Annotated in this window: 26 protein-coding genes; 20 read left to right on the top strand and 6 right to left on the bottom strand. The window is 61.3% G+C overall.

All coding sequences use genetic code 11. From position 1 onward, the window contains the following. Positions 1 to 130: 130 nt before the first annotated feature. The 5 genes from gyrB (at position 131) to ACR65W_RS11480 (ending at position 6,263) form a co-directional block, all read left to right on the top strand. The gene (gene gyrB, locus ACR65W_RS11500) at positions 131 to 2,575 is read left to right on the top strand and encodes a DNA topoisomerase (ATP-hydrolyzing) subunit B (protein ID WP_434502662.1); all 2,445 of its coding nucleotides are present in this window, start codon (positions 131 to 133) and stop codon (positions 2,573 to 2,575) included. A gap of 24 nt (positions 2,576 to 2,599) precedes the next feature. Further along, on the top strand, positions 2,600 to 4,339 hold the full coding sequence (locus ACR65W_RS11495) for an AAA family ATPase (RefSeq protein WP_434499947.1): 1,740 nt from the start codon (positions 2,600 to 2,602) through the stop codon (positions 4,337 to 4,339). Between the two features lie 9 nt (positions 4,340 to 4,348). After that, positions 4,349 to 5,599, top strand: a complete 1,251-nt coding sequence (glyA, locus tag ACR65W_RS11490) for a serine hydroxymethyltransferase (protein ID WP_434499946.1) — start codon at positions 4,349 to 4,351, stop codon at positions 5,597 to 5,599. An 8-nt stretch (positions 5,600 to 5,607) separates the two neighbouring features. Next, on the top strand, positions 5,608 to 5,877 hold the full coding sequence (locus ACR65W_RS11485) for a (2Fe-2S) ferredoxin domain-containing protein (protein WP_434499945.1): 270 nt from the start codon (positions 5,608 to 5,610) through the stop codon (positions 5,875 to 5,877). A 125-nt stretch (positions 5,878 to 6,002) separates the two neighbouring features. Beyond that, positions 6,003 to 6,263, top strand: coding sequence for a hypothetical protein (locus tag ACR65W_RS11480; protein WP_434499944.1), 261 nt, complete (start codon positions 6,003 to 6,005; stop codon positions 6,261 to 6,263). Positions 6,264 to 6,299: 36 nt separating this feature from the next. On the opposite strand, the gene ACR65W_RS11475 is transcribed toward ACR65W_RS11480, so the two are convergent. Both ACR65W_RS11475 and ACR65W_RS11470 read right to left on the bottom strand, forming a co-directional pair. Then, a complete protein-coding gene (locus tag ACR65W_RS11475; protein ID WP_434499943.1) occupies positions 6,300 to 9,581 on the bottom strand; it encodes an efflux RND transporter permease subunit in 3,282 nt (1,093 codons plus the stop codon). Positions 9,582 to 9,601: 20 nt separating this feature from the next. After that, positions 9,602 to 10,738: an efflux RND transporter periplasmic adaptor subunit gene (locus tag ACR65W_RS11470; RefSeq protein WP_434499942.1), complete on the bottom strand. Its 1,137-nt coding sequence runs from the start codon at positions 10,736 to 10,738 to the stop codon at positions 9,602 to 9,604. 18 nt (positions 10,739 to 10,756) lie between these two features. On the opposite strand from ACR65W_RS11470, the gene ACR65W_RS11465 reads away from it, so the two are divergent. From ACR65W_RS11465 to ACR65W_RS11455, 3 genes are all read left to right on the top strand, one after another. After that, the gene (locus tag ACR65W_RS11465; protein WP_434499941.1) at positions 10,757 to 11,311 is read left to right on the top strand and encodes a GYD domain-containing protein; all 555 of its coding nucleotides are present in this window, start codon (positions 10,757 to 10,759) and stop codon (positions 11,309 to 11,311) included. A 118-nt stretch (positions 11,312 to 11,429) separates the two neighbouring features. Further along, positions 11,430 to 11,843 (top strand): HvfC/BufC family peptide modification chaperone, encoded by a 414-nt coding sequence (locus tag ACR65W_RS11460; RefSeq protein WP_434499940.1) that lies wholly within the window; start codon positions 11,430 to 11,432, stop codon positions 11,841 to 11,843. Then, positions 11,761 to 12,219, top strand: coding sequence for a DoxX family protein (locus ACR65W_RS11455; protein WP_434499939.1), 459 nt, complete (start codon positions 11,761 to 11,763; stop codon positions 12,217 to 12,219). Before ACR65W_RS11460 ends, ACR65W_RS11455 begins: the two co-directional genes overlap by 83 nt. On the opposite strand, the gene ACR65W_RS11450 is transcribed toward ACR65W_RS11455, so the two are convergent. Together ACR65W_RS11450 and ACR65W_RS11445 are read right to left on the bottom strand one after the other, a co-directional pair. Further along, the gene (locus tag ACR65W_RS11450; protein ID WP_434499938.1) at positions 12,216 to 12,350 is read right to left on the bottom strand and encodes a hypothetical protein; all 135 of its coding nucleotides are present in this window, start codon (positions 12,348 to 12,350) and stop codon (positions 12,216 to 12,218) included. The two genes, ACR65W_RS11455 and ACR65W_RS11450, sit on opposite strands and share 4 nt — an antisense overlap. Before the next feature lie 131 nt (positions 12,351 to 12,481). Beyond that, entirely contained in the window at positions 12,482 to 12,703 is a 222-nt protein-coding gene (locus tag ACR65W_RS11445; protein WP_434499937.1) for a hypothetical protein, read from the bottom strand. Positions 12,704 to 12,984: 281 nt separating this feature from the next. Between ACR65W_RS11445 and ACR65W_RS11440 the strand changes: the two genes are divergently transcribed. Next, complete coding sequence (locus tag ACR65W_RS11440; RefSeq protein WP_434499936.1) at positions 12,985 to 13,467, top strand: hypothetical protein; 483 nt, start codon at positions 12,985 to 12,987, stop codon at positions 13,465 to 13,467. A gap of 45 nt (positions 13,468 to 13,512) precedes the next feature. On the opposite strand, the gene ACR65W_RS11435 is transcribed toward ACR65W_RS11440, so the two are convergent. Both ACR65W_RS11435 and ACR65W_RS11430 read right to left on the bottom strand, forming a co-directional pair. Next, positions 13,513 to 13,668 (bottom strand): hypothetical protein, encoded by a 156-nt coding sequence (locus tag ACR65W_RS11435; RefSeq protein WP_434499935.1) that lies wholly within the window; start codon positions 13,666 to 13,668, stop codon positions 13,513 to 13,515. A gap of 154 nt (positions 13,669 to 13,822) precedes the next feature. Continuing rightward, positions 13,823 to 14,035, bottom strand: coding sequence for a cold-shock protein (locus tag ACR65W_RS11430; RefSeq protein ID WP_014893112.1), 213 nt, complete (start codon positions 14,033 to 14,035; stop codon positions 13,823 to 13,825). A 926-nt stretch (positions 14,036 to 14,961) separates the two neighbouring features. On the opposite strand from ACR65W_RS11430, the gene ACR65W_RS11425 reads away from it, so the two are divergent. The 11 genes from ACR65W_RS11425 (at position 14,962) to ACR65W_RS11375 (ending at position 21,818) form a co-directional block, all read left to right on the top strand. Then, entirely contained in the window at positions 14,962 to 16,242 is a 1,281-nt protein-coding gene (locus ACR65W_RS11425) for a tyrosine-type recombinase/integrase (protein WP_434499934.1), read from the top strand. A 68-nt stretch (positions 16,243 to 16,310) separates the two neighbouring features. Next, the gene (locus ACR65W_RS11420; protein WP_434499933.1) at positions 16,311 to 16,901 is read left to right on the top strand and encodes a hypothetical protein; all 591 of its coding nucleotides are present in this window, start codon (positions 16,311 to 16,313) and stop codon (positions 16,899 to 16,901) included. Further along, entirely contained in the window at positions 16,898 to 17,260 is a 363-nt protein-coding gene (locus tag ACR65W_RS11415) for a hypothetical protein (RefSeq protein WP_434499932.1), read from the top strand. Before ACR65W_RS11420 ends, ACR65W_RS11415 begins: the two co-directional genes overlap by 4 nt. After that, positions 17,257 to 17,472, top strand: coding sequence for a hypothetical protein (locus ACR65W_RS11410; RefSeq protein ID WP_434499931.1), 216 nt, complete (start codon positions 17,257 to 17,259; stop codon positions 17,470 to 17,472). The genes ACR65W_RS11415 and ACR65W_RS11410 overlap by 4 nt, the downstream gene beginning before the upstream one ends. Positions 17,473 to 17,596: 124 nt before the next feature. Continuing rightward, on the top strand, positions 17,597 to 18,229 hold the full coding sequence (locus tag ACR65W_RS11405) for a hypothetical protein (protein WP_434499930.1): 633 nt from the start codon (positions 17,597 to 17,599) through the stop codon (positions 18,227 to 18,229). A gap of 102 nt (positions 18,230 to 18,331) precedes the next feature. Then, a complete protein-coding gene (locus tag ACR65W_RS11400) occupies positions 18,332 to 18,625 on the top strand; it encodes a helix-turn-helix transcriptional regulator (protein ID WP_434499929.1) in 294 nt (97 codons plus the stop codon). 521 nt (positions 18,626 to 19,146) lie between these two features. Next, positions 19,147 to 20,274 (top strand): AAA family ATPase, encoded by a 1,128-nt coding sequence (locus ACR65W_RS11395; protein WP_434499928.1) that lies wholly within the window; start codon positions 19,147 to 19,149, stop codon positions 20,272 to 20,274. Then, the gene (locus tag ACR65W_RS11390) at positions 20,271 to 20,699 is read left to right on the top strand and encodes a hypothetical protein (protein ID WP_434499927.1); all 429 of its coding nucleotides are present in this window, start codon (positions 20,271 to 20,273) and stop codon (positions 20,697 to 20,699) included. Before ACR65W_RS11395 ends, ACR65W_RS11390 begins: the two co-directional genes overlap by 4 nt. Further along, a complete protein-coding gene (locus tag ACR65W_RS11385; protein ID WP_434499926.1) occupies positions 20,696 to 21,016 on the top strand; it encodes a hypothetical protein in 321 nt (106 codons plus the stop codon). Before ACR65W_RS11390 ends, ACR65W_RS11385 begins: the two co-directional genes overlap by 4 nt. Continuing rightward, the gene (locus ACR65W_RS11380) at positions 21,013 to 21,507 is read left to right on the top strand and encodes a hypothetical protein (RefSeq protein ID WP_434499925.1); all 495 of its coding nucleotides are present in this window, start codon (positions 21,013 to 21,015) and stop codon (positions 21,505 to 21,507) included. Before ACR65W_RS11385 ends, ACR65W_RS11380 begins: the two co-directional genes overlap by 4 nt. After that, positions 21,504 to 21,818: a hypothetical protein gene (locus tag ACR65W_RS11375; RefSeq protein WP_434499924.1), complete on the top strand. Its 315-nt coding sequence runs from the start codon at positions 21,504 to 21,506 to the stop codon at positions 21,816 to 21,818. Before ACR65W_RS11380 ends, ACR65W_RS11375 begins: the two co-directional genes overlap by 4 nt. The last annotated feature ends 216 nt before the right edge of the window (positions 21,819 to 22,034 follow it).

Below are 22,034 nucleotides of genomic sequence, written 5' to 3'. Positions count from 1 at the left end.
CCCGCCGCCCGCCGGAAAGGCTGTGAAACCGCCGGAAAGCGCAGTTATTTCCGTGCATTTTGCAACCATTCCGGGGTAAAATCGGCCTTCTCGAATCGAGGGTCGTTCGACCCCCCGACAAATAGGTCAAATGAGCGAAGAAACCGAACGGAACGACCCGGCGGAATATGGCGCGGGGTCCATCAGAGTGCTGCGTGGCCTCGACGCCGTGCGCAAGCGTCCCGGCATGTATATCGGCGACACGGACGATGGCACCGGCCTCCACCACATGGTCTACGAGGTCGTCGACAACGCTATCGACGAGGCGCTCGCCGGCCATGCCACCCATGTCGACGTGACGCTGAACGCAGACGGCTCCTGTACGGTCTTCGATAATGGCCGCGGCATTCCGACCGACATCCATCACGAGGAAGGCGTCTCGGCGGCCGAAGTGATCATGACGCAGCTGCACGCCGGCGGAAAGTTCGACCAGAACTCCTACAAGGTTTCTGGCGGTCTGCACGGCGTCGGCGTCTCCGTGGTCAACGCCCTCTCCGTGTGGTTGAAGCTGCGCGTGTGGCGCGACGGCAAAGAACACGCAATCGAATTCGCCAATGGCGACGCGGTCGCGCCGCTCGTCGTCGTGGGCGACGCGCCGGTCGTCGACGGCGCGCCCAAGCGCGGCACCGAAGTGACGTTTCTGCCGTCCTCCGCGACCTTCACGATGACCGAGTTCGACTTTGCGACGATCGAGCATCGGCTTCGCGAACTCGCCTTTTTGAATTCCGGCGTGCGCATCGTTTTGACCGACGCGCGACACGCCGAGGTCAAGCGCGAAGAGCTTTATTACGAGGGCGGACTCGAAGCTTTCGTGCGCTATCTCGACCGCGCGAAGACGCCGCTTGTCGCGGCGCCGATTCTCATTCACGGTCAGCGCGACCAAATCAACGTCGAAGTCGCGCTGTGGTGGAACGACAGCTACCACGAAAATGTGCTGGCCTTCACCAACAACATTCCGCAGCGCGACGGCGGCGCGCATCTCGCTGGATTTCGCGGCGGGCTGACGCGCCAAATCACCGGCTACGCCGAATCCTCCGGCCTCGCCAAGCGCGAGAAAGTCGATCTCACCGGCGATGACTGCCGTGAAGGATTGACCTGCGTTCTGTCGGTGAAAGTGCCGGACCCAAAATTCTCCTCGCAGACGAAGGACAAGCTCGTCTCCTCGGAAGTGCGTCCGGCCGTCGAGAATATCGTCAACGAATTGCTCGGCCAGTGGCTGGAGGAGCATCCGGCCGAAGCCAAGACCGTCGTTTCCAAAGTGTGCGAAGCGGCGGCGGCGCGCGAAGCGGCGCGCAAGGCGCGCGAGCTGACGCGCCGCAAAGGCGCGCTCGACGTCGCCAATCTTCCAGGCAAGCTTGCCGACTGCCAGGAGCGCGATCCGGCCAAGGCCGAACTGTTCATCGTCGAGGGCGACTCCGCCGGCGGCACGGCCAAGCAAGGCCGTAATCGCGAATTCCAGGCGGTGCTGCCGCTGCGCGGCAAGATCCTCAATGTCGAGCGCGCGCGTTTCGACAAGATGCTGTCGTCCGAACAGATCGGCACGCTGATCACCGCGCTCGGCACGGGCATCGGCCGTGACGAGTTCAGCGCCGACAAGCTGCGCTATCACAAGATCATCATCATGACGGACGCCGACGTCGACGGCGCCCATATCCGCACGCTGATCCTGACCTTCTTCTATCGGCAGATGCCGGAGCTGATCGAGCGCGGGCATATCTTCATCGCGCAGGCGCCGCTCTACAAGGTGATGCGCGGCAAGTCGACGCAATATCTGAAAGACGAACGCGCGCTTGAAGATTATCTGATCGAAAGTCTGCTTGACGGCGCCGTGCTGCGCACCGGCTCAGAGGATCGCGCCGGCGCCGACCTTCGTCAAACGCTCGAAGATGCGCGCGCGTTCCGCAATGTGATGCTGAGCCTGCATTCGCGCTATGACCGCGCCGTCGTCGAACAGGCGGCGATGGCCGGCGATCTGACGCCGCTGACGGATGAAGCGGAGGCGAAGCGCTACGCCGACGACATCTCGCGACGCCTCGATGCGATATCGGAGGAGACCGAACGCGGCTGGACGGGCGAGGTGCGCGACGGCGGGCAGAGTCTCGAATATGTCTTCAAGCGCACGCTGCGCGGCGTGACGCATGCGGTGACGCTCGACGCGTCGCTCCTGAATTCAAGCGAGGCGCGCAAGCTGCATGAGCGCGCCGAATGTTTGCGCGACGTTTTTGCCGGGCCGGCGACTCTGATTCGGCGCGGCGACGAGGCGCCGCTCTCGGGGCCGCTCGCGCTTTACGACGCGATGAACTCGATCGGCCGTAAGGGCCTGACGATCCAGCGCTACAAAGGCCTCGGCGAGATGAACGCCGAACAGCTCTGGGAGACGACTCTCGACCGCGACGCGCGCTCGCTCCTGCAGGTGAAGGTGAAGGAAGCCGTGGAAGCCGACGACATTTTCGTCAAGCTGATGGGCGACGTCGTGGAGCCGAGGCGCGAATTCATTCAGGAGAATGCGCTGAACGTCGCCAATTTGGATGTGTAGCAACCAACCTTTTTTGAGTGTCGTATGCCGCGCCTCACTTCAGTAAAAATAAAGAGATTCAAGAGCCTCGTCGATTTCGACCTGGATCTGGGGGACGTCACTCTGCTCATCGGCGCAAACAACGCGGGAAAGAGCAGTGTTCTCCAAGCAATCCATTTTGCTGTGTCGATCGCTCAAACTGCACGCCTCGTTGGTGAAGGAATTGCTTGGCAGAAAGGCACATTCGAATTGTCATTTAACCCGGCGCAACTCCTTTATTCCCCTGTTGCCGATGTGCTGTCGCTAGCGAACGGTGGAACGCTTCAAGAGCCGCGCCCGAGTCAGATCGAAATTGAGTTTCTCGATGCGGAGGGCAATAGATGCAGCGTCGGACTTCGGCGAGGCCGAAATAGAAACATTGCTGTTTCGATTGTGGGTCGGCAGATAGGCGAGCGGTTAATGGACCTTGCGCAGCCATTCACCGTGTACGCCCCGGGATTAGCTGGCATACCGAAGGAGGAGCGCTTCCTTTCGCCCGGCGTTGTCAGGAGAATTGTCGCTCGGGGCGATGCCAATTTGACGTTACGGAACGTTCTGCGCATGCTTCGCGCGAATAATGAGAAATGGCATCTTTTTGTTGAAGACATGAGATCAATTTTTGCCGGCATCGAGATTGAGATCGACTTCGATGAAGACACGGACGAATGGATCGGCGCCTATTTTCGTTTCGACGGAGGTCCAAGGTTGCAGGTGGATGCTGCAGGTACATCCGTACTACAGGCGTCGCAAATCCTCGCCTATATTGCTTTATTTGAACCACAACTCTTAATTTTGGATGAGCCCGACTCTCATCTTCACCCAAATAACCAGCGGTCGTTGTGTGGACTTATTTTTCGATTGGCCGAGCGTCGTGGTTTCCAGGCTCTCATCAGCACTCACTCACGGCATGTCTTAGACTCAGTGAGAGGACTCGGGAGCGTTGTCTGGCTGAGCAAGGGAGCGAAGGTGGACACTCCCGACTTAAATACGACTTCAGTTCTTATGGAACTCGGGGCGTTAGATTCCGTGGATTACTTCGCTGACGGTGAGATCCATTGTGTCGTCGCGACCGAAGATTCTAGCGAAGAGTCAAAACGGGCGTTGAGGGCCGTGCTCGCCAGTAACGGCTTTGTGGAAGTGGACACGGAAATCGCGTCATACGCCGGCTGCACCAAGGTCGAGTCAGCTCTTGTACTGGGTGCATTCCTCTCAAGTAAGGCTCCAAACATAACTTTGGTGGTCCACCGCGACCGCGACTACATGGGCGGTGTTCAGGCTAAAAAGTTCAACGAGCGACTAAGAAACGCGGGTATTCGACCTTTCTTGACCGAGTTTAGTGATCTCGATGGCTACTTCCTCAATGCCGATCACATTCATTCGCTAAATCCAACCGTGCCAATTGAAAGAGCACAAGCGCTGATAGACCAAGCAATAACCGAGGTACAAAAGGAATCATTGGAGGCGGTCATTAACTCACGAACAGAGCAGGCGTTCCGTGAGAGAAACGAGAGCGGCAAACCTCCCAATCACGGAGCAATTGCGACGACAGCACATGAGGAATTAGCCCGCGATCCGAAAGGAATGATGCGCGGGAAGTTGGCCCTCCGTCGACTGCGAAATCTCTTACAAATGGAAACAGGTGCTAATCCACGGATATTTCATCCGTCAGAACATCTTGCAATATCTGAACTTCGCGCGCTTTCGGAAGAGATTTGGAATTCAACGTCGTCTTGTATCGACAGCTAGCTTGCGCCATTGAGCACCCTTCATTTTGCCCTTCGCCTCTCCTCCGATCCCGAGCTCGCCTCGGCCATCGCCGGCGAGATGCGGCGCCAGCAGGACGGCATCGAACTGATCGCCTCCGAAAATATCGTCTCGCGGCTGGTGCTCGAAGCGCAGGGCTCGATCCTCACCAACAAGACCGTCGAGGGCCTGCCCTTTGCGCGCTACTATGGCGGCGCGCAATTCGCCGACGCCATTGAGGCGCTCGCCGTCGAGCGCGCGAAGAAACTCTTCAACTGTCGCTTCGCCAATGTGCAGCCGCATTCGGGCTCCAACGCCAACGCCGGCGTGTTTCTCGGCCTCCTGAAACTCGGCGATGCGATCCTTTCGATGAATGTCGCCGCCGGCGGCCATATCAGCCACGGCCACCCGGCGACGCTGACCGGCCGCGACTATCGCATCGTCTCCTATGGCGTCAGCCGCGAGTCCGAACGCATCGATCTAGATGAGGTGCGCGATCTCGCGCGGCGCGAAAAGCCGCGCATGATCATCGCCGGCGGCTCCGCCTATGCGCGCGCCATCGATTTCGCGTCGATGCGCGCGATCGCCGATGAGGTCGGCGCCTATCTCCTCGTAGACATGGCGCATTTCGCCGGCCTTGTCGCGACCGGCCTCTATCCCGATCCCCTCCCCCATGCGCATGTCGTGACGACGACGACCTACAAATCGCTGCGCGGCGCGCGCGGCGGCATGGTTCTGTGGAACGACGAAGGCTTAAGCAAGCCGATCAACGGGGGCGTATTCCCTGGCGTGCAAGGCTCGGTGCTGCTGCATGGCGTCGCCGGCAAGGCGGCATGCCTTGGTGAAGCCTTGCGGCCGGAATTTACAGCCTACAACCGCGCGGTGATCGACAATGCGCGGGCGCTGGCGCGCGCTCTTGCAGACGCCGGCCTGCGCATCGTCACCGGCGGCACGGATATGGGACTGATGCTCGTCGATCTTGCCGCGCGCGAACTCACCGGCGACGTCGCCGCCAAGGCGCTGGAGCGCGCCGGCCTCGCCGTCAACAAGAATATGATCCCCTTCGATACGCATCCGCCCGAGGCGCCGTCGGGCCTGCGCCTTTCAAGCAACGCCGGAACGACGCGCGGGTTCGGCGCCGCCGAGTTCGAAAGGATTGCGGGATGGATCGATCGCGTGCTGAAAAATCCGAGCGATGGCGCGCTGATCGAAGCTGTCCGCAAAGACGTCGCCGCGCTCTGCGCGCAACATCCAATCTATTAAGCGCCCCCGTGAACGCCGGCCCCGTGCGTCTTCTCGTCTGCGTCGGCCCGCGCTGCGACGCCGAAGGGAAAGGCCGCACGCTGCTCACGTCGGTCGAGACGTCTTTTGCGCAGGCCTTTTCGAAGGAGCTGGCTTCCGGCCGTCTCGCCATTGCGACGCGCGACTGTCTGCGGCTCTGCACGCGCGATCCCGTCGTGCGTTTCGAACCCTCGGGCGACGCCCTGTCCAATCCCTCGCTCGACGAACTCTTGCGCCTCACCCGCGCCGCACTTGCCTAAGTTCTAGCGCCCTCGCGAAGTTACGGTTAACAAGAAAAGCTTAGTTGAACCCGCTTTGCTTTTCTCAAGAACGGTTCTACGCTTAGGTTTGCGCATCACAGACGCTTAGGTGTGAAAGGATCAACATGCGTAAGCTGATTCCGTTTTCGTTTCTCTTCCCGTTTCTTTTGGCGTTCGCCGCCGCGACGCCCGCCAGGGCTCAGGGCACGTCGCAGGAACGCTCCGACTGCATGGGCGACGCCTTGAGATTCTGCAGCTCCGATATTCCCTTTGTCGAAGAAATCGAATCCTGCCTGAGCGAAAATGTAGCGCGCCTGAGCCCCGCCTGCCGCCGTGAATTCGGCCCGACGCAGAGCACGAAGCTGCGCGAAGAACATTTTCAGTAAGTCTGCGCGAGGCGCGTCCTTCGCCCCCGCGCTTGATTATTGCAGCCTGCGCCGAAGGCCGTCGAGCCACCTCTTGGCTTGGCCAAGATCGATTTTCTTTGCTTCGTGCAAGCCGATCTCTTGCGCGAAACTCCCGCCCGAACTTGCCGACGTCGGCGTCGACTCGCGGGCGCTCCCCGACTGGAAATATCGCGCGAAAATGCGCACGACCACATAGAAGGTCGGCGTGAACGCGAGGCCGAACAGCGTCACGCCGAGCATGCCGAAAAACACCGCCGTGCCGATTGACTGACGCATTTCGGCGCCTGCGCCCTCGGCGACGGCCAGCGGCAGCACGCCGAGAATGAAAGCCAGCGACGTCATTAGAATGGGCCTAAGACGCGTGCGGGCTGCGGTGACGGCGGCGTCGAATTTGGATTGGCCGGCGTCTTCCGCCTGCTTGGCGAATTCGACGATGAGAATCGCGTTTTTTGCCGCGAGGCCGATCAGCACGACCAGCCCGATCTCGACCAATATGTTGCGATCGAGCCCTCTTGAGACGACGCCGAGCATCGCCGCGAGAATGCACATCGGCACGATGAGGATCACCGAAACCGGCAGGAGCAGGCTCTCATAAAGCGCGGCGAGCAGCAGAAAGACGAAAACCACCGCGAGGCCAAACGCGACGGCGGCGGTGTTTCCGGCAAGCTTCTCCTGCAGGGCGATTTCGGTCCATTCGAAGCCAAATCCCTGCGGCAGCTTCTCCGCCGCGAGCTTCTCGACCGCCGCGATGCCCTGGCCGGAGGAGACGCCGCGCGCGAGATTGAGCTGCACCTCGGCGGCCGGATAGAGATTGTAGCGCGGCGCGCGGAACGCGCCCGTCGTGTCGCGGAAAGTGGCGACAGCGCCGATCGGCGCCATCGCGCCCGAGGCGCTGCGGGTCTTCAGATTGGCGATGTCGCGCAGCGTCAGGCGAAAAGGATCATCCGCCTGCGCCATGACGCGATAGGTGCGTCCAAGGATATTGAAGTCGTTGACGAAGGTCGAGCCAAGATAGACCGAGAGCGTCTCGAAAACGCGCGAGATCGGCACGCCGATGAGCTCGGCCTTCGTGCGATCGACGTCGGCGAAGATTTGCGGCGTGCGCGTGTTGAACAGCGTGAAGGCCTGCGTGAATTCTCCCGACTGGCCAGCCGCGCCCGCGAGCGTCCACGTCGCGTTTTCGAGCGCAGGAAGTCCGCGCCCGGCGCGATCCTGCACATAGCCCTTGAGCCCGCCGCCGGTGCCGATTCCGGGAACCGACGCCGGAGCCAGCACGAAGACGAAGGCGTCGTTCAGCTTGGAAAGTTGGCCGTAAAGGTCGGCTTGGATCTGCGCCGAGGACAGCCCCTTCTTTGCACGTTCCTCGAAGGCCTCCAGCGTGACGAAGATCACGCCGGTGTTCGGCGCATTGGTGAATGTCCCGCCATCAAAGCCGGTGAAAACGACAGCGTCCTTTACGCCCGCACGTTTCAGAATAATGTCGGTCGCTTCGCGCATCACCTTGTCGGTGCGATCGAGCGTCGCTCCGGGCGGCAATTGGAAGGCGGCGATCACATAGCCGCGATCGAGTTGCGGAATGAGGCCGGTTGGCGTTCGGCGCAGCAGATCGAAGGCGAAAAAGATCAGGATCGCGTAGACGGCGAGCATGACGACGCCAAGCCGCACGAGACGGCCCGTCGCCGCGCCATACGCCGTCGACACCCTGTCGAACGCGGCGTTAAAGACGTCGAAGAAGCGACGCAGCGGCGCATGCGCCCAGCTCAGCCGATGAGTCTTCTCCTCCTCCTCCACATCATGCGGCTTCAACAACATCGCCGCCAGCGCCGGCGACAGCGTCAGCGAAACAAAGGCTGAGATCAGCGTGGCGCTCGCGATGGTGATGGCGAACTGCTTGTAGAACGCGCCCTGCAAGCCGCTGATGAAGGCGGTCGGGATGAACACGCCGCAGAGCACGAGCGCAATCGCGATCAGCGCGCCGCCGACTTCATCCATCGTCTTGTGCGCAGCTTCCTTCGGCGAGAGTCCTTGCGCGAGATAGCGCTCGACATTTTCCACGACGACGATCGCGTCGTCGACGACGATGCCGATGGCGAGCACCAAGCCGAAGAGCGACAGCGTGTTGAAGCTGAGGCCGGCGGCCTTCATCACCGCGAAGCTGCCGATCAGCGACACCGGGATCGCCGCCACTGGAATGATCGCCGCGCGCCACGTCTGCAGGAACAGGATGACGACAAGAACGACGAGGACGATCGCCTCGAGCAGCGTATGGACGACCTCATCCACCGACTGCTGGATGAATTCGGTGGGATTGTAGACGACCGTGTAATCGACGCCGGCAGGGAAATTCTTCTTGAGCCGCTCCATCTCCTGCTTGACGGCTTCGGCCGTCTGCAAGGCGTTCGAGCCGGGACGCTGAAAGATGCCGAGCGCCGTCGCAACGTCGTGGTTGAGATAGGCGTTGAGCGTATAATCCTGCGCGCCGAATTCGATGCGCGCGATGTCGCGCAGATAAATTTGGCCGTCGGCGTCGGCGCGGATGACGATGTCGCCGAATTGCTCCGGCGTGCTGAGCCGTCCCAGAGTCTGCACCGAAAGCTGGAAAGCGCCCGCCGAGGCCGCGGGCGGCTGATTGACCGCGCCCGCGGCGACTTGCAGATTGGCGCCGCGCAGCGCGGCGATAACGTCGCCCGCCGTCAGATCGCGCGCCTCGACTTTCGCCGGATCGAGCCAGACGCGCATCGAATAGTCTCTCGCGCCAAAGAGGCGCGCGTCGCCGACCCCGTCGATTCGGGCGATGGCGTCCTTCACATAGAGCGTGGCGTAGTTCGAAATATATTGCTGGTCGCGCGAGCCGTCGGGCGACAGCAGATGAACGACCATCATCAGGTCCGGCGAGGCCTTCTTCACCACGACGCCGAAACGCGTCACCTCCTCCGGCAAGCGCGGGTTGGCGATGGCGACGCGGTTCTGAACGAGCACCTGCGCGAGATCGATGTTGACGCCCGGCTTGAACACGACGTCGATCGACACGCGTCCGTCGCCTGTCGATTGCGACGTGATGTAGAGCATGTCGTCGACGCCATTGACCTCCTGCTCGATGGGGGAGGCCACGGTCTCGGCGATCACGTCCGCCGACGCGCCGGGATAGGTTGCGCTGATATTCACTGTCGGCGGCGCGATTTCCGGATATTCGGAGACGGGAAGCGCGCCTTGCGCAATCGCTCCCGCAAGCGTCAGAAGCACGGAAAGCACCGCCGCAAAGATCGGCCGCTCGATGAAGAAGTGCGAAATGCGCATAGCGTTCCTGATCTCGACGTCTATCGGTCGCTGACCGCGACAGGCGCTTCCTTGATCTCGCCTTCCTTGGGCTGAACGGTCGCGCCGGATCGAACCATCGGATTCGCGAGCCCGCCGATCACGATTCGATCCTTCGCGTCGAGGCCGGATTGGATCACGCGCAGACCATTGTGAATGGGGCCAAGACTCACCGATTTGGCGATGACCTTGTTGTCGTCCGACACGACAAGCACGGTCTTGCTCGTCTGATCGGAGACGACGGAAGCATCGGGAATGAGCAGCGCCGAGACGTCGCCGCCAAACAGGCGCAGGCGACCAAAGGTGCCGGGCGTCAGAAAATAGTCCTTGTTGTCGAAGACGGCGCGGCCACGGATCGTGCCGGAGCGCCGATTGAGCTGATTGTCCATGAAGTCCATGACGCCGCTGCGGGTCCACTCGGTCTCGTCAGCCAGCCGCACCGAAACGCGATTCTTGAACTCGCGCGAGGCTTCTTTCTGGCCTTCTGCTGAGCGCGCATAGCGAATGTAGTCGGCCTCGGAGGCGTCGAAGATGAAATGGATGGGATCGAGCGTCACGATCGTCGTGAGCAACGTCGCATCCGCCTGTCCGCCCTGAACGAGATTGCCCGAATCGACGCGACGGTCCGACACGCGCCCGGCGATCGGCGCGCGGACCTGCGTCCATTCCAGATTGAGTTCCGCGTTGCGAAGCGCGGCTTCGGCGCTCAAGACCTGCGCCTTGGCGATATCATTGCTCGCTTTGCGCTGATCGACGTCGCGCGCGGTGATGGTGCGGCCCTGCGTCATCTCCTGCGCGCGGGCATAATCGCGGGTCGACGCCACGGCTTGCGCCTGCGCCCGAGTAAGTTCCGCACGCGCGCTGTCGACCGCGATCTGATACGGCCGCTGATCGATGATGAAGAGGACGTCGCCGGCTTTGACGAACTGCCCATCGGTGAAATTGATCTTCTCCAGAGCGCCGGAGACGCGGGCGCGCACCTCGACCTGCTTTAAGGCCTCGAAACGACCCGTATATTCGTCCCAGCGCGGGATCGTCCTGGCGAGCGGCCGGGAGACCACCACTTCCGGGGCCGGACCCTCTGCGCGCGCCACTGCTGATTGGGCGAGAAACACCAACGCCGCGAGCGTTTTAAACACTGCGCTTACGACTCTCCCGTGACCATCGCCGCCGCGCGCCGCCACAAAAGCCAACAGCATCTCACCTCCGGTTTTGATGTTCGCATTAAACCGGCCATTCTTGACCGGCGCATAACGCAGGGACGACGTAAGGGCAGCGCTCCCAGAAGGCAATCGCGCTCTGCAGCGCCTCGCCCCGCGCATTGCCAAGCATTGCATAAACGCGCAAACTGCCGCCTCCGGACAGAGGATGAAAACATGCCCTTGTTCCTGGCGCAGTTTGCCTATTCTCCTGCCGCTTGGTCCACCTTCATCAAGGCGCCGCAGGACCGCGCCGCGGCTTCAGAAGCGCTTCTCAGGCACTTCGGCGGCCGCCTTATCGGATTATATTACACGCCCGGCGCAGAATATGACGGCTTTGCGCTCTTCGAAGCGCCCGATGAAACCACCGCCGCGGCTATTGAGATCGCGGACGTCGCCGCAGGGCATCTGAGCCGCAATCGGCTCACCAGAGTATTCTCGGCTGACGAAACGAGCGCGATGCTCCTGCAGGCGGCCACAGCCCCGAGCATGACGCCTAAGAGCGCGGCGTAGGATCCCGGATTCAGACGCTTTTCGCACATCAATAGGCGCTGAGCAGGTCAACTTTGTTCGCAAGCACCAGACGCCATTGAATTGCACGCCGAATACGTCAGACTTCAACCGTTTATGGATGAATCGGACGAAAGCAGAGGGAGATCAGAACGTCAGACAGAACGCGCTGGCGGAGCGTTTTTCGATTTGCTTGCAGTTGGTCGGCGATGAATTTTTCCGCGCCATGACGCAATGCTATGTGCGCGAGCGCCTTCCGCGCACGCCGATGCTTTTCGAATATGGCGACGCGTTTGCGACATTCGTCTCGAATTTCGAGCCGGCGCGCGAACTTGCTTACCTTCCGGACGTCGCGCGGCTGGAATATGCCGTGGGCGCCGCCTATCACGCCGCTGACGCCGCGCCGCTACCGTTGGATTTCCTGCGCGCCCTCCCATACGAGCGGCTCGACTATGATCCCCTACTCTCTGATCGCCCTCTTCCTGCGCATCGTCGCCGCGCATCCTTTCTTCGTCTCCGGTCAGACAAAGATTGAAGGACCAACTCTCGGCCGCGACATTTTCGGCCTTGATCTGTCGTTCCAGATCCCGACAGCGGTGCGCAGCGCGACCTTCGCGCTATTCGCCGACGAATATAAACTGCCGCTCATTTCGCCGACCGCCGCCGCCTATGTGACGAGCGGCCTCGAATTCGTCCTGCCGCTGCTGCTTTTGCTTGGGCTTTTGACGCGCTTGTCGGCGTTCATTCTTCTGGGGATGACAATCGTCATCCAGATCTTCGTCTATCCCGATGCATGGTGGACGGTCCATGCCTATTGGATGGCGATCCTCACCGTGTTGATCGCCCGTGGGCCCGGCGCGATCTCCCTCGACCATCTGCTGTTTCGAGCGTGGTCGCCGAGGCGCGCTTAAGGCGCCTCGACATAGACAACAGATCCTGTCTGCTGAGGCGCAGTATGGGCATGAGCCAAACCGGCGCCGACTCCGAAGAAGATGACCGACCCGATGACGGCTCCGACAATCGCGCTGGTAAATTTCGACATGACGTCCTCCTGTTGTTTTTGCTGAGGAGAACGCTACCCGTTACAGAACCGTGCGAATGTGCGCCTTCGCACGCGGCCCTCACCGAGACCGATCGTCGCCTGGCTTCTCAGCGCCTTCAGCAGGAATTGCGTCAGCGGCGATTTGCCCACACGCCGAGGATCGCTCCGCCGATCGCGCCGGCGATGGCGCACACGAATGCAACGGAAAGTCCTGCCGCGGCGACGCCCAAACCTGCGGCCAGTGCGGAGCCGATTCCGGCAAAGGCGAGTGGAGCCGTCGCGCCGCTGATGTCGTCAGAGGTCTTTGCGTCTGTATTGGCGTATGGCTTGGCCATCTTCGGTGTCTTGGCCATTGTTCTGATCCTCGCTTACGCTCAGGCCTTCCGCCTGATCGCGCTCGCAAGACAGATAGGGCGCCTCTCTCCACCGGGGCATACTGCGTAAGGCTGCGCTAAGGACTCTGAAGCAGCTTAAGGACGGCGCTCACGAGCGCTTCGCGCGACGCCGCGCTCTAGCGGGATCTTTAATCCGCGTCTGCGCCTCAGGCGCGATGGGCGGGACTTGTTATCGACCGGCGGCGGCGCAACGGGTAATCTTCGCTGTCGTAAAGCGGCCGAATCTCGCGGCCGAAAAAGTGCTGTTCATCGACTTCGAGGGAACAGCTGGCGAGCGCTTTTGGCGTAAGCTCCTCTACGGCGAAGCGTATGGCCTCCGAGGCGTGCGCGAAGCGCCGAAAATTGAGGGACTTCGAATTCGAATTGGCAGCCTTGGAAAAAAAGAGGGCGGCTTCCGTTCGATATTGCTTCGCGTCCATCGACCCCTCCAGAAACTATTGCATGAAGTCTTCCCGCGCGACGAGTTCGAGAGCGGATTCTACGGCGACCCTTTCCTGCCCATCGCGTTCTCTCTTCATTCGGTATTGCAGGCCGGCGCCGGCGTCGGGCAGGTGGCGCGTGACGCTGAACGAATCCGTCCCCGTCGCGGCCCCGAATTTTTGGATCACGCGAACCCCGATCGCGAATTTATGCGATGGAGAGGCGGTGAGCCTTTGCGCCGGACGCCGAAAGCTTCGGATCGTGTCGTTGTCATTGGTCATGTGGAGGCGCTCCTCGAGTGATCGTCATGAGCGCATTCAGGCGCTGGAGCCTGCCATGCGCTCGACTTACCGCCGTCGCTTCGCTTCGGCTTCGCGCGCCTGGAGCTTTTCAACGGTCAGCCAGGACGAATCCTTGACGACCACCGCCGCACCCCCGTCGCGGGGTTTATCTTTCTTGGGCTTTTTCGCTTCGCGATTACTGCGTTGTTGGCCTTTAGCCATGTCCGCCCCTCGTATGAATGGGCCGCGCGCTCAACGTCCGCTGCTGCGCAATCCTGCGCGGACTCTTGAAGAGTCTTGTTCCTCCTAAAAGGAACTCGCCGGCCCCTGGCGATCAGCCGCATTGCGGCCGGGCCACCAGGGGCCGGGACGATAATTAGGCTGCGACTTGCAGCTGATCGGCCGAAGACTTTCCGCTACGACGATCGATGGCGATTTCGTAGTTGAGCTTCTGGCCTTCCGCGAGACCCATAAGTCCCGCGCGCTCAACCGCGCTGATGTGGACGAATACGTCCGGGCCGCCGGACTCCGGCTGGATGAAGCCAAAGCCTTTTTGGGCGTTGAACCATTTTACGATACCGGTCTGCATGACATGTCCTTTCGAGAACAGCTGTCTGCGCCATGCAAGATTGCGTGGCGCTTAGGGATCGAAGTTCTGGAGAGGAAGTCAGAAGCCGACGCGCCAAGGGAGCGGAAGCAAGATCATTCGGCCGAAACTCGATAGGCAATATTTAGCGCATATGGGCGAAAATACAAGCTGAAACGCGGGAAGAACTGAGCGAATATGAGGCCTCGGCCGGCCTTCGAAGGCGAAACATTCCGACCCGTTGATGGAACGCAAGAATAGGTTCAGCTTCAACTTCGAGACGAAATAAGGTCCCAAAAGAAATTGCTTTCATCGGCAGCAACGCCCATTTCGTGAACACGCCCGGCTTCGCGGCAGAGCGCCAAGCGAAGGAGCAAGGGTGATGAATGAAAAAGCCACTCTCCGATTTGCATCATCCGCGTGGTGGGCTGAACATCCCCGGACGAACCTCGTGGTTGTGCACGCGATTCTCTCGCTCTCCACCAATGACCGGACCCCAGAGGAGATATGGCTCTCGCCGACCACCGACGAGTGGCGAAAAGTTGCTGAACTCGCCGCGAACTGCTGCGATGACGGCGATTTGGCGTTGACCGGCGATAGAATGGCTTGGCGGATCCTATCGAGAACATTTCGCGGAGACGCGCCGCCCTTCTCGATCTAAAGGCGTCGCATCAGTAGCGGAAGCCGCGAAAATTTGGCGCGCCCGAGAGGATTCGAACCTCTGACCTCTGCCTTCGGAGGGCAACGCCCGGGATTTGCTGGGATTTGCCGGGATAAGCCGGAAGAAATTTTTCCGCCAATAACATATTGATCATACAAGATTGAGCGCGGTAGCTTCTCTTGCGCTTCTTTGATCGCCATTGCTAGAGCTTGCGTTTCGATGGTAGCTATACGGTTGCTAGCCCGATTAGCTACCGCGGATTTGCTCTATGCTCACTCTCAAGACCATTGGGGCGATTCAGCCGGGCTCGACCGTCTGGGATGACGGCAAGGGCGCTGTGCCGGGCTTCGGCGCCCGGCGGCAAAAGGGCGATGCAGTCTCCTATGTGCTGAAGTATCGAACGGCCGATGGTCGCCAGCGGTGGCAGACAATTGGTCGGCATGGCGCGCCGTGGACGCCCGATACCGCCCGCGCTGAAGCACGCCGCATTCTTGCGGAAGTCGCCAAGGGCTCGGACCCGGCGGGCGTGAAGCAAGAGGCGAGGAAAGCCCCAACCGTCGCCGACCTCTGTCGCGAATATCTCGCCAAGGCAGAGTCCGGGAAACTGCTGACGCGCCGAAAGACAGCGAAAAAGGTTAGCACCCTCTCCACTGACAGGGGCCGTATCGAGCGACACATTATTCCGCTGCTGGGTCGCCTGAAGGTGGCGGCCGTGACCCGAAAGGACGTCGAGAGCTTCCAGGAGTCCGTGACGGACGGCGAGACCGCCGCCCGCATCAAGACTGGTCGGCACGGATTGGCGCGCATAACCGGCGGGCGCGGAACGGCGACACGAACGCTCGGACTCCTGGGCGCAATTTTTACATACGCCATCAATCAGGGTCTGCGGCCTGATAATCCATGCAGAGGGATCGATCGCGCGGCCGATGGAGCGCGTGAACGGCGATTGAGCGCCGACGAATACGCAGCCCTTGGGAAGACTCTGCGCTCCATGCCTGAAAGCGCATGGCCGATTGCGATTCACGCGGCGCGCTTCCTCGCGGTCACCGGCTGGCGTCGAGGCGAAATGCTGGGGCTGCGATGGTCAGAGGTCGATCTTGCGACGCGCACTGCTCGCCTCTCCGACACCAAGACCGGGTTCTCAATGCGCGCACTGTCTCACGCCGCTTGCGATGTCCTGCGCGCATTGCCGCGCCTCGGCGACCTTGTGTTTCCGTCGTCTGCGAACCCCAGCAAGCCGATGGCCGGCTTTCATAAGGTCTGGCTGCGCATAGCCGAACGCGCCGTCCTGCCCAACGATGTGACTCCGCATGTCCTCCGTCATTCCTTCGCGTCGATCGCGGCCGATCTCGGATATTCGGAGCTGACGATCGCCGCTCTCATCGGCCACAAGAAGGCCAGCATAACTTCGCGCTACGCCCACCACGCCGACGCTGTGCTGTTGGCCGCTGCTGACGCGGTGGCGAGCAAGATTTCTGAATTGATGGGAGACGCGCAGCCTGCGGGCGTCGTCGTCCCTCTTAGAGGATCGGGCGGAGGGACCGCCTGATAAACGGCCGGGCGAGGCGTTGCAGCGCCGCGCTCGGCCTAACCCAACGCGAACTGGAGTTTCGCATCATGGCTAGACAGTCTCATACACCATCGCGGCGGGCCATGCTCGCCGGCATTGCCGCTGCGCCCGTCGCCGGGCTTCCCGCCATTGCTGGCGTCGTCGCGGAGGCCGATCCGATCTTTGCGGCCTTCGCGCAACTCGAGCGCGCGAAGGCCGCCAATAAGACCGTCACCGAAGCCGTTGACGAACTGCGGGGCGAAACCTGGGAAGCGATCGAAGCTGCCGGCTTAGACCCGAGAGTGACTATCTCCTGCCGCAAGCTGGAAGAGCGGCGCGAGCTTAATTTTTACTCCGATGAGGACTACGCGGCCGGCCTCGCCAAACTTGAAGGCGCTCCGGTGAAAATTCAGAAAATGTTGCTGCGGCTCGATGAGGCGGAAGACACAGACGCGGAGGCCACCGAAGCGGAAAAGGATTCTGAGTGCGCATTATACGATACGCCACCGACGACGCGCGCGGGCGCTTTGTGGCTGCTACGCCACATCGCCGACTTTCTGGACGAAGACGACGTCGTCAATGACAATTGGGTCGGCGACATGATCGGCGACTCCATCCGCAACGCCATCGCGGCGCTGGAGCGGGAGGCGCTGTCATGAGCAACATTACCAAGCTTGCCGACGTGCGCGACCGTCGGCGCGGCGTCCCCCACCATGCTGAGGCGCTATCCTTTATGAAGCGGCGAAAACCAAAGGGGACGGGCATAAGCTATTGGACCGTGAAGCCATCGGGAAGCTACTCCCGTGACTACGAAACCGGGCGCGCGCTTGGGCGCGAATATCTGGCATTCATCGGACGATATCCCACGAACGGCAACGCCACTCTCCTAAATAGCATCGTGCGCGAGATGGCGGAGCGTGGCCGAGTCGGTGGGTTAGAATTCGGTTTCCTCAACTGCGTTAATGAATATGCCATGTTCGCCGCGTCGACTGTGGCCAGTGTGGAGGCGCGCCGATGACCGACCCTTCCAACGTCAAGGCGCGGCTTCACCGTCTGCCGCTGTCGACGCTCATTGCGATGACATGGCGGTTCAAGCTCGCGCGCCTCTTCCTTTGGCTTGCGCGCGTGACCGACACATACGACGGCGCGGCGATGAGCATATCGCGGCGCATCGTCGAGAGCGCTGAGCGATGCGCCGTCAGGGCGGATCATTTGCAGCGCACGCTGTGAACCGAACGCGTGGGGATAGCGCGACGGCGCGACAAGTGAGACTTAAGCCCCCTCGCTTCCCCACGCACCCTTGGGGCGCTCGCGAGGGCTCGCGATGGGTGGCTTGAACAATCGACCTCCAAGTGTGGCTGGCACAATCCTAGGCCGCGCAAAGACGCCAGAAGACATCGAGTTTGAAAAGGAGCGGGAAAGACTCATTCGGAAAGCCGAGAGCGAAGCAAAGAAACTGCGCGAATGGATCGCAAAAATCTCCAATTTGCTGCTCGATGACGCGTCAAGAGAACTCGGACTAATGTCTGAAGACGACGCTGACGCGCCGCTTCTGCGTAAGAACTACGAGCTGCTGCAAACCTCTATTGGCAACCTCGACGCAATATTGAGAATCACGCCCTCAGCCATCCGACGCAGTGAAATTCTCTACGTGGTAACGGAACTGCTTTGGAGCGGACAAGCGATTGCACGGTATTTGCCCATAGGAGCGACCCATAGAGCAGTTGAGAAATGGAACGGACGACGAGCTGGTTACGCAAAGTTAGCGAGGGCCAGCCTCGATCTACAGCGCCTGCGAGAGGCGATATTGGACGAGACGAAGGGCGTTGAACTTGTTGGGTCAGAGTCTTTCGCTGAGTCCATCCGCGACGGCGTGCGGAAGCACGAAGCACTTGAAAACCGAGAGACGAAGCGCAAGGGCTGGCCTTCTACGCGGACTATCAGGCGAGAGATTGAGGCCATTCTGAAAGAACGCCGAAATACCTAGGGCCATTCTAATAGAACGCCGATGACGCCCAGGAGAAGTTGAAGACTTTCACGCTCCGGGATGAGAAATAGATTGCCGCAAACTCGAACAAGAGGCGGCACAATGTCTCCGGGCAATTCAAAGAACCAACTCTCCGAAATCGTCGCGGCGCTTGAAGCGCTTCTCAATCGCGACACGATCTTGACGCGCCGGCAGCTCGCAGAAAAGTCGGAGCAGGCGAACGTTCCCGTCGCGGAAAGCTCGCTGGCGTCGATGGCGTCGCGAGGCACGGGGCCGACCTTCACCAAGTACGGGAACCGCTCGCTTTATCGATGGGGCGATTACGTCGACTGGGTGGCCAGCAAGTCGACGGTGGCGCGCTCTACATCCGAACATCGTGCGAAGGCTGCTGCGTAGCATATGCAGCCCCTTGAACCGGCGAGAGCCGCAACCGCGCGATGCGGAAGCGACCCCCGGAATTGTCATGAGCTGGCGAGCCGTGACAGTTCGGATCATAACCCCTCCCTGCAAAATCTTCAACGCCAGCGCGCCACTGCGCGCGACGCCCGGCTATTAAGCCTCGATTATCTGGCCGAGCTTGGCGACGACCTTGTCACGGCCGGCGCCGCGCTCGCGGCGGGGGCGAGCGCCGACAACGTTGGCGTCGTTGAACGAGCGCTGCGAAGCGCGCGCGCGGTTCTTATGGACGCGATCGGCGAGTTTAAGTCGCTTCCGGGAGAAGACGGGGGCGCGCTATGAGACAGCCGCCCTTCCGTCCTCGCTCGCAATTCGGCGACGCTGCGCGCGAATATCGGCACGAGACCGAACGAACGCCTCCGCCGCTTCCGCCCAGGTGGGAGACAACAGCCGACCTCCCGAATGGGCATCGACCTCCGATCCAGGTTGTAGAGGGTCAACACTCAAAAACGACTGTCGAATTGACCTGCGCTTCGACCCTGAAGGCCGAGCCCGTGGACTGGGTGTGGTGGGGGTGGCTGGCGCGAGGCAAGCTCCACATCATCGGCGGGCAACCTGGGGCGGGCAAGACGACGCTCGCCATGCTGATGGCCTCTACTGCGACGATCGCTGGTCTATGGCCGGATGGCTCACGCGCGCCGCGTGGCAATGTCATCATTTGGTCTGGAGAGGACGATCCGGCCGATACGCTTCTACCGCGCCTTGTGGCGTCTGGCGCCGATGTCGAGCGCGTCTTTTTCGTCGGCGATGTCGCCCAAGGGGAATACCGCCGACCATTCGACCCGGCCAAGGATATGGAACCGCTGCGCGAAGCCATCGAAAAGGCCGGCGGCTGCGTCCTGATCGTCGTTGATCCGATCGTCTCCGCCGTAGCTGGCGACAGTCACAAGAACGCTGACACGCGGCGGGCATTGCAGCCGCTCGTCGATCTTGCCGCAAGCGTCGGTGCCGCGCTGCTCGGCATAACGCATCTGAGCAAGGGAACGTCCGGCCGCGAGCCGATCGAGCGAATTACCGGCTCGATCGCCTTTGGCGCTCTCGCGCGCGTCGTCATGATCGCTGGGAAGGAAGGCGAGACCGAAGACGGGACGCCGCCGCGTCGCTTCCTAGCCCGCGCGAAAAGCAACATCGGCCCCGACGAAGGCGGCTTCGCCTATGAGCTGCGCCAAGAGCCTATGCCGGGCGACGACCGCATCATCGCCAGCATCGCGGTTTTCGGCGAGGCCATAGAAGGCTCCGCCCGCGACATGCTCGCGGCGGCAGAGGCGGAGCCGTCAGAGGACAAGGGCGCGTTTGGAGAGGCCGAAACCTTCCTGAAAGAGCAGCTAGCGGACGGCCCGGTTCCGACGACAGAACTGAAGGCGGCGGCGACCGCGCACGCTATCGGTTGGCGGACAGTCGAGAGCGCAAAGAAGGCGATCGGCGTCGAGGCGTTCAGGCATGACAACAAATGGTCATGGCGACTAAGGCCGCAAGGCCGCAACTCCGCAGAGACGGCGGTCTTGAACCCAACACCGCAAGAGACTCCCACCTCAAATTCCTTGCGGCCTTGCGGTCTTGGCTCTGATGAGGGGGAAGACGAGATATGAGCGCCGACCTCATCATCAAAAAAGCAGCCGCAGAAGGCGTTAGCGTAAGGCTGGAAAACGACAATAAATTAAAGGCTTGCGGCCCGGCAGAGGCGCGCGCGAAATGGCTTCCGGTCCTTCGCGAGCATAAGTCCGAGCTTCTCGCCGAGCTGACGGGGGGGAACATTAAGGCCGCAAGACCGCAACTCCGCCAAGGTGGGGAAAGCTGGCGGTCATACGACGGCGGATCGGTCGAAAACTCCCTCGAAGAGAAGCGCAACGCTGTCGAAACGATCTACGCGCAGATGGAAGCCGAGCGCGAGCGGCGGCGCGATTGGCATGTGCTGCCGGTTGAAGGCTGGCGCGATGGCCGGCTGACGCTGCGCAACATCGCTCGCGACGAAACCGTCGTCGTCGATCTTCGGAAATGGAGGTCGGGACGATGAACCGCTGCCGCCTACCTAACCGCCGCGCGGGCGAAACCATCGGCTTTGAATTTCGCGGCGCGGCTTATACCGCGACCTTCTCCCACTTCCCCGATGGAAGGCTTGCAGAGCTTTTCATCGATTCCGCAAAGCCATCAAACGACGCCGCGGACGATGCTCGCGATGCTGCGGTGGCAATGTCGATAGCCTTGCAGCATGGGACACCGCTTGAGGCAATCCGGGCTGCTCTGACGCGCGACGGCGTGGGCCGTCCCGCCGGGATTTTGGGCGCTGCGCTCGGCGCCATCGCCGATGAAATCGGAGGCCGGGGCGAATGACGAACGTCATCGGAATCGACATAGGCGCGCGCGGCGCGCTGGCGTTGCTCTCGCCGACTGGCGAGCTAATCGAAGTCGCCGACATGCCGATCCTGCGCGACGGCCCTGCAAACCGGCCCAACGTGAACGCGCCGCTACTGGCGAGCATCGTCCGCCGCTGGCAGGCGTCGCAGGCATTTGTCGAATACGTCGGCGCGCGCCCCAAGGAAGGTCCTACAGGGGCTTTCGCCTTCGGGCGGTCCAAAGGCGTCATCGAAGGCGTTTGCGCTTCTGCTGGCCTCCCTGTGGCTTTCCTGACGCCGCCAGTGTGGAAACGCGCGGTGGGCATTCCGCCGGGCAAGGATGGCGCAAAGGACGCGGCGCGCTCTGAAGCCATCCGACGATGGCCTGGCCAAGCCGCATTGTTCGCGCGCGTCAAAGACGATGGGAGGGCGGAAGCGGCGCTGATCGGACTCGCCGGCCTGTTGCGGGATAGGAGGCTTGCGGCGTGAGCGACGAGCCTCGGATTCTTATTCCATTCGATCGTGACGAAGCGATCCCCATCCGCATTATGGCGCTGCTCGCTGGCATATCGGAACAGACGGCGCGCAACTGGTGTGCTGAGCATGGACTCGGCCGACGCATAGGCGGTCGCTGGTGGGGATCTCGCGTCGCCCTTGCGATGTTCCAGGATGGCGACAAGGCTGCATTGAGAGCCTATCACGCCGGACAAAGAGACGGCCGTGTCGCCGACTATTTTGACCGCGCTCGCGCACAAAAACTCAAAAATCTCCAAAGCGCACAAAGCTCGTCTGGCGCGTAGGAATCGGCGCGCGCAAATTCAGATCATGCTCGACGCCAACCAAATCGCGACCGCTTTGACTTGCGTCTTGGATGCAAGTTTGTCCGCCGTCGACCCGAGCGGCGCTGCGCTTCGCCGGGCTCGCTTCAACCTGCGCGAAGGGCTTCGCCTCGCCGAAGAAATGAACGCGGCAAACAATGACGCCGCATCCATCATTCGCGAAGTCGTCGCCTCAAT

It is taken from the genome of Methylocystis sp. (assembly GCF_051062815.1).
GTDB lineage: Bacteria > Pseudomonadota > Alphaproteobacteria > Rhizobiales > Beijerinckiaceae > Methylocystis.
Note: the sequence above shows the minus strand (reverse complement) of the source record. Positions and strands in the feature narration are given on the sequence as shown.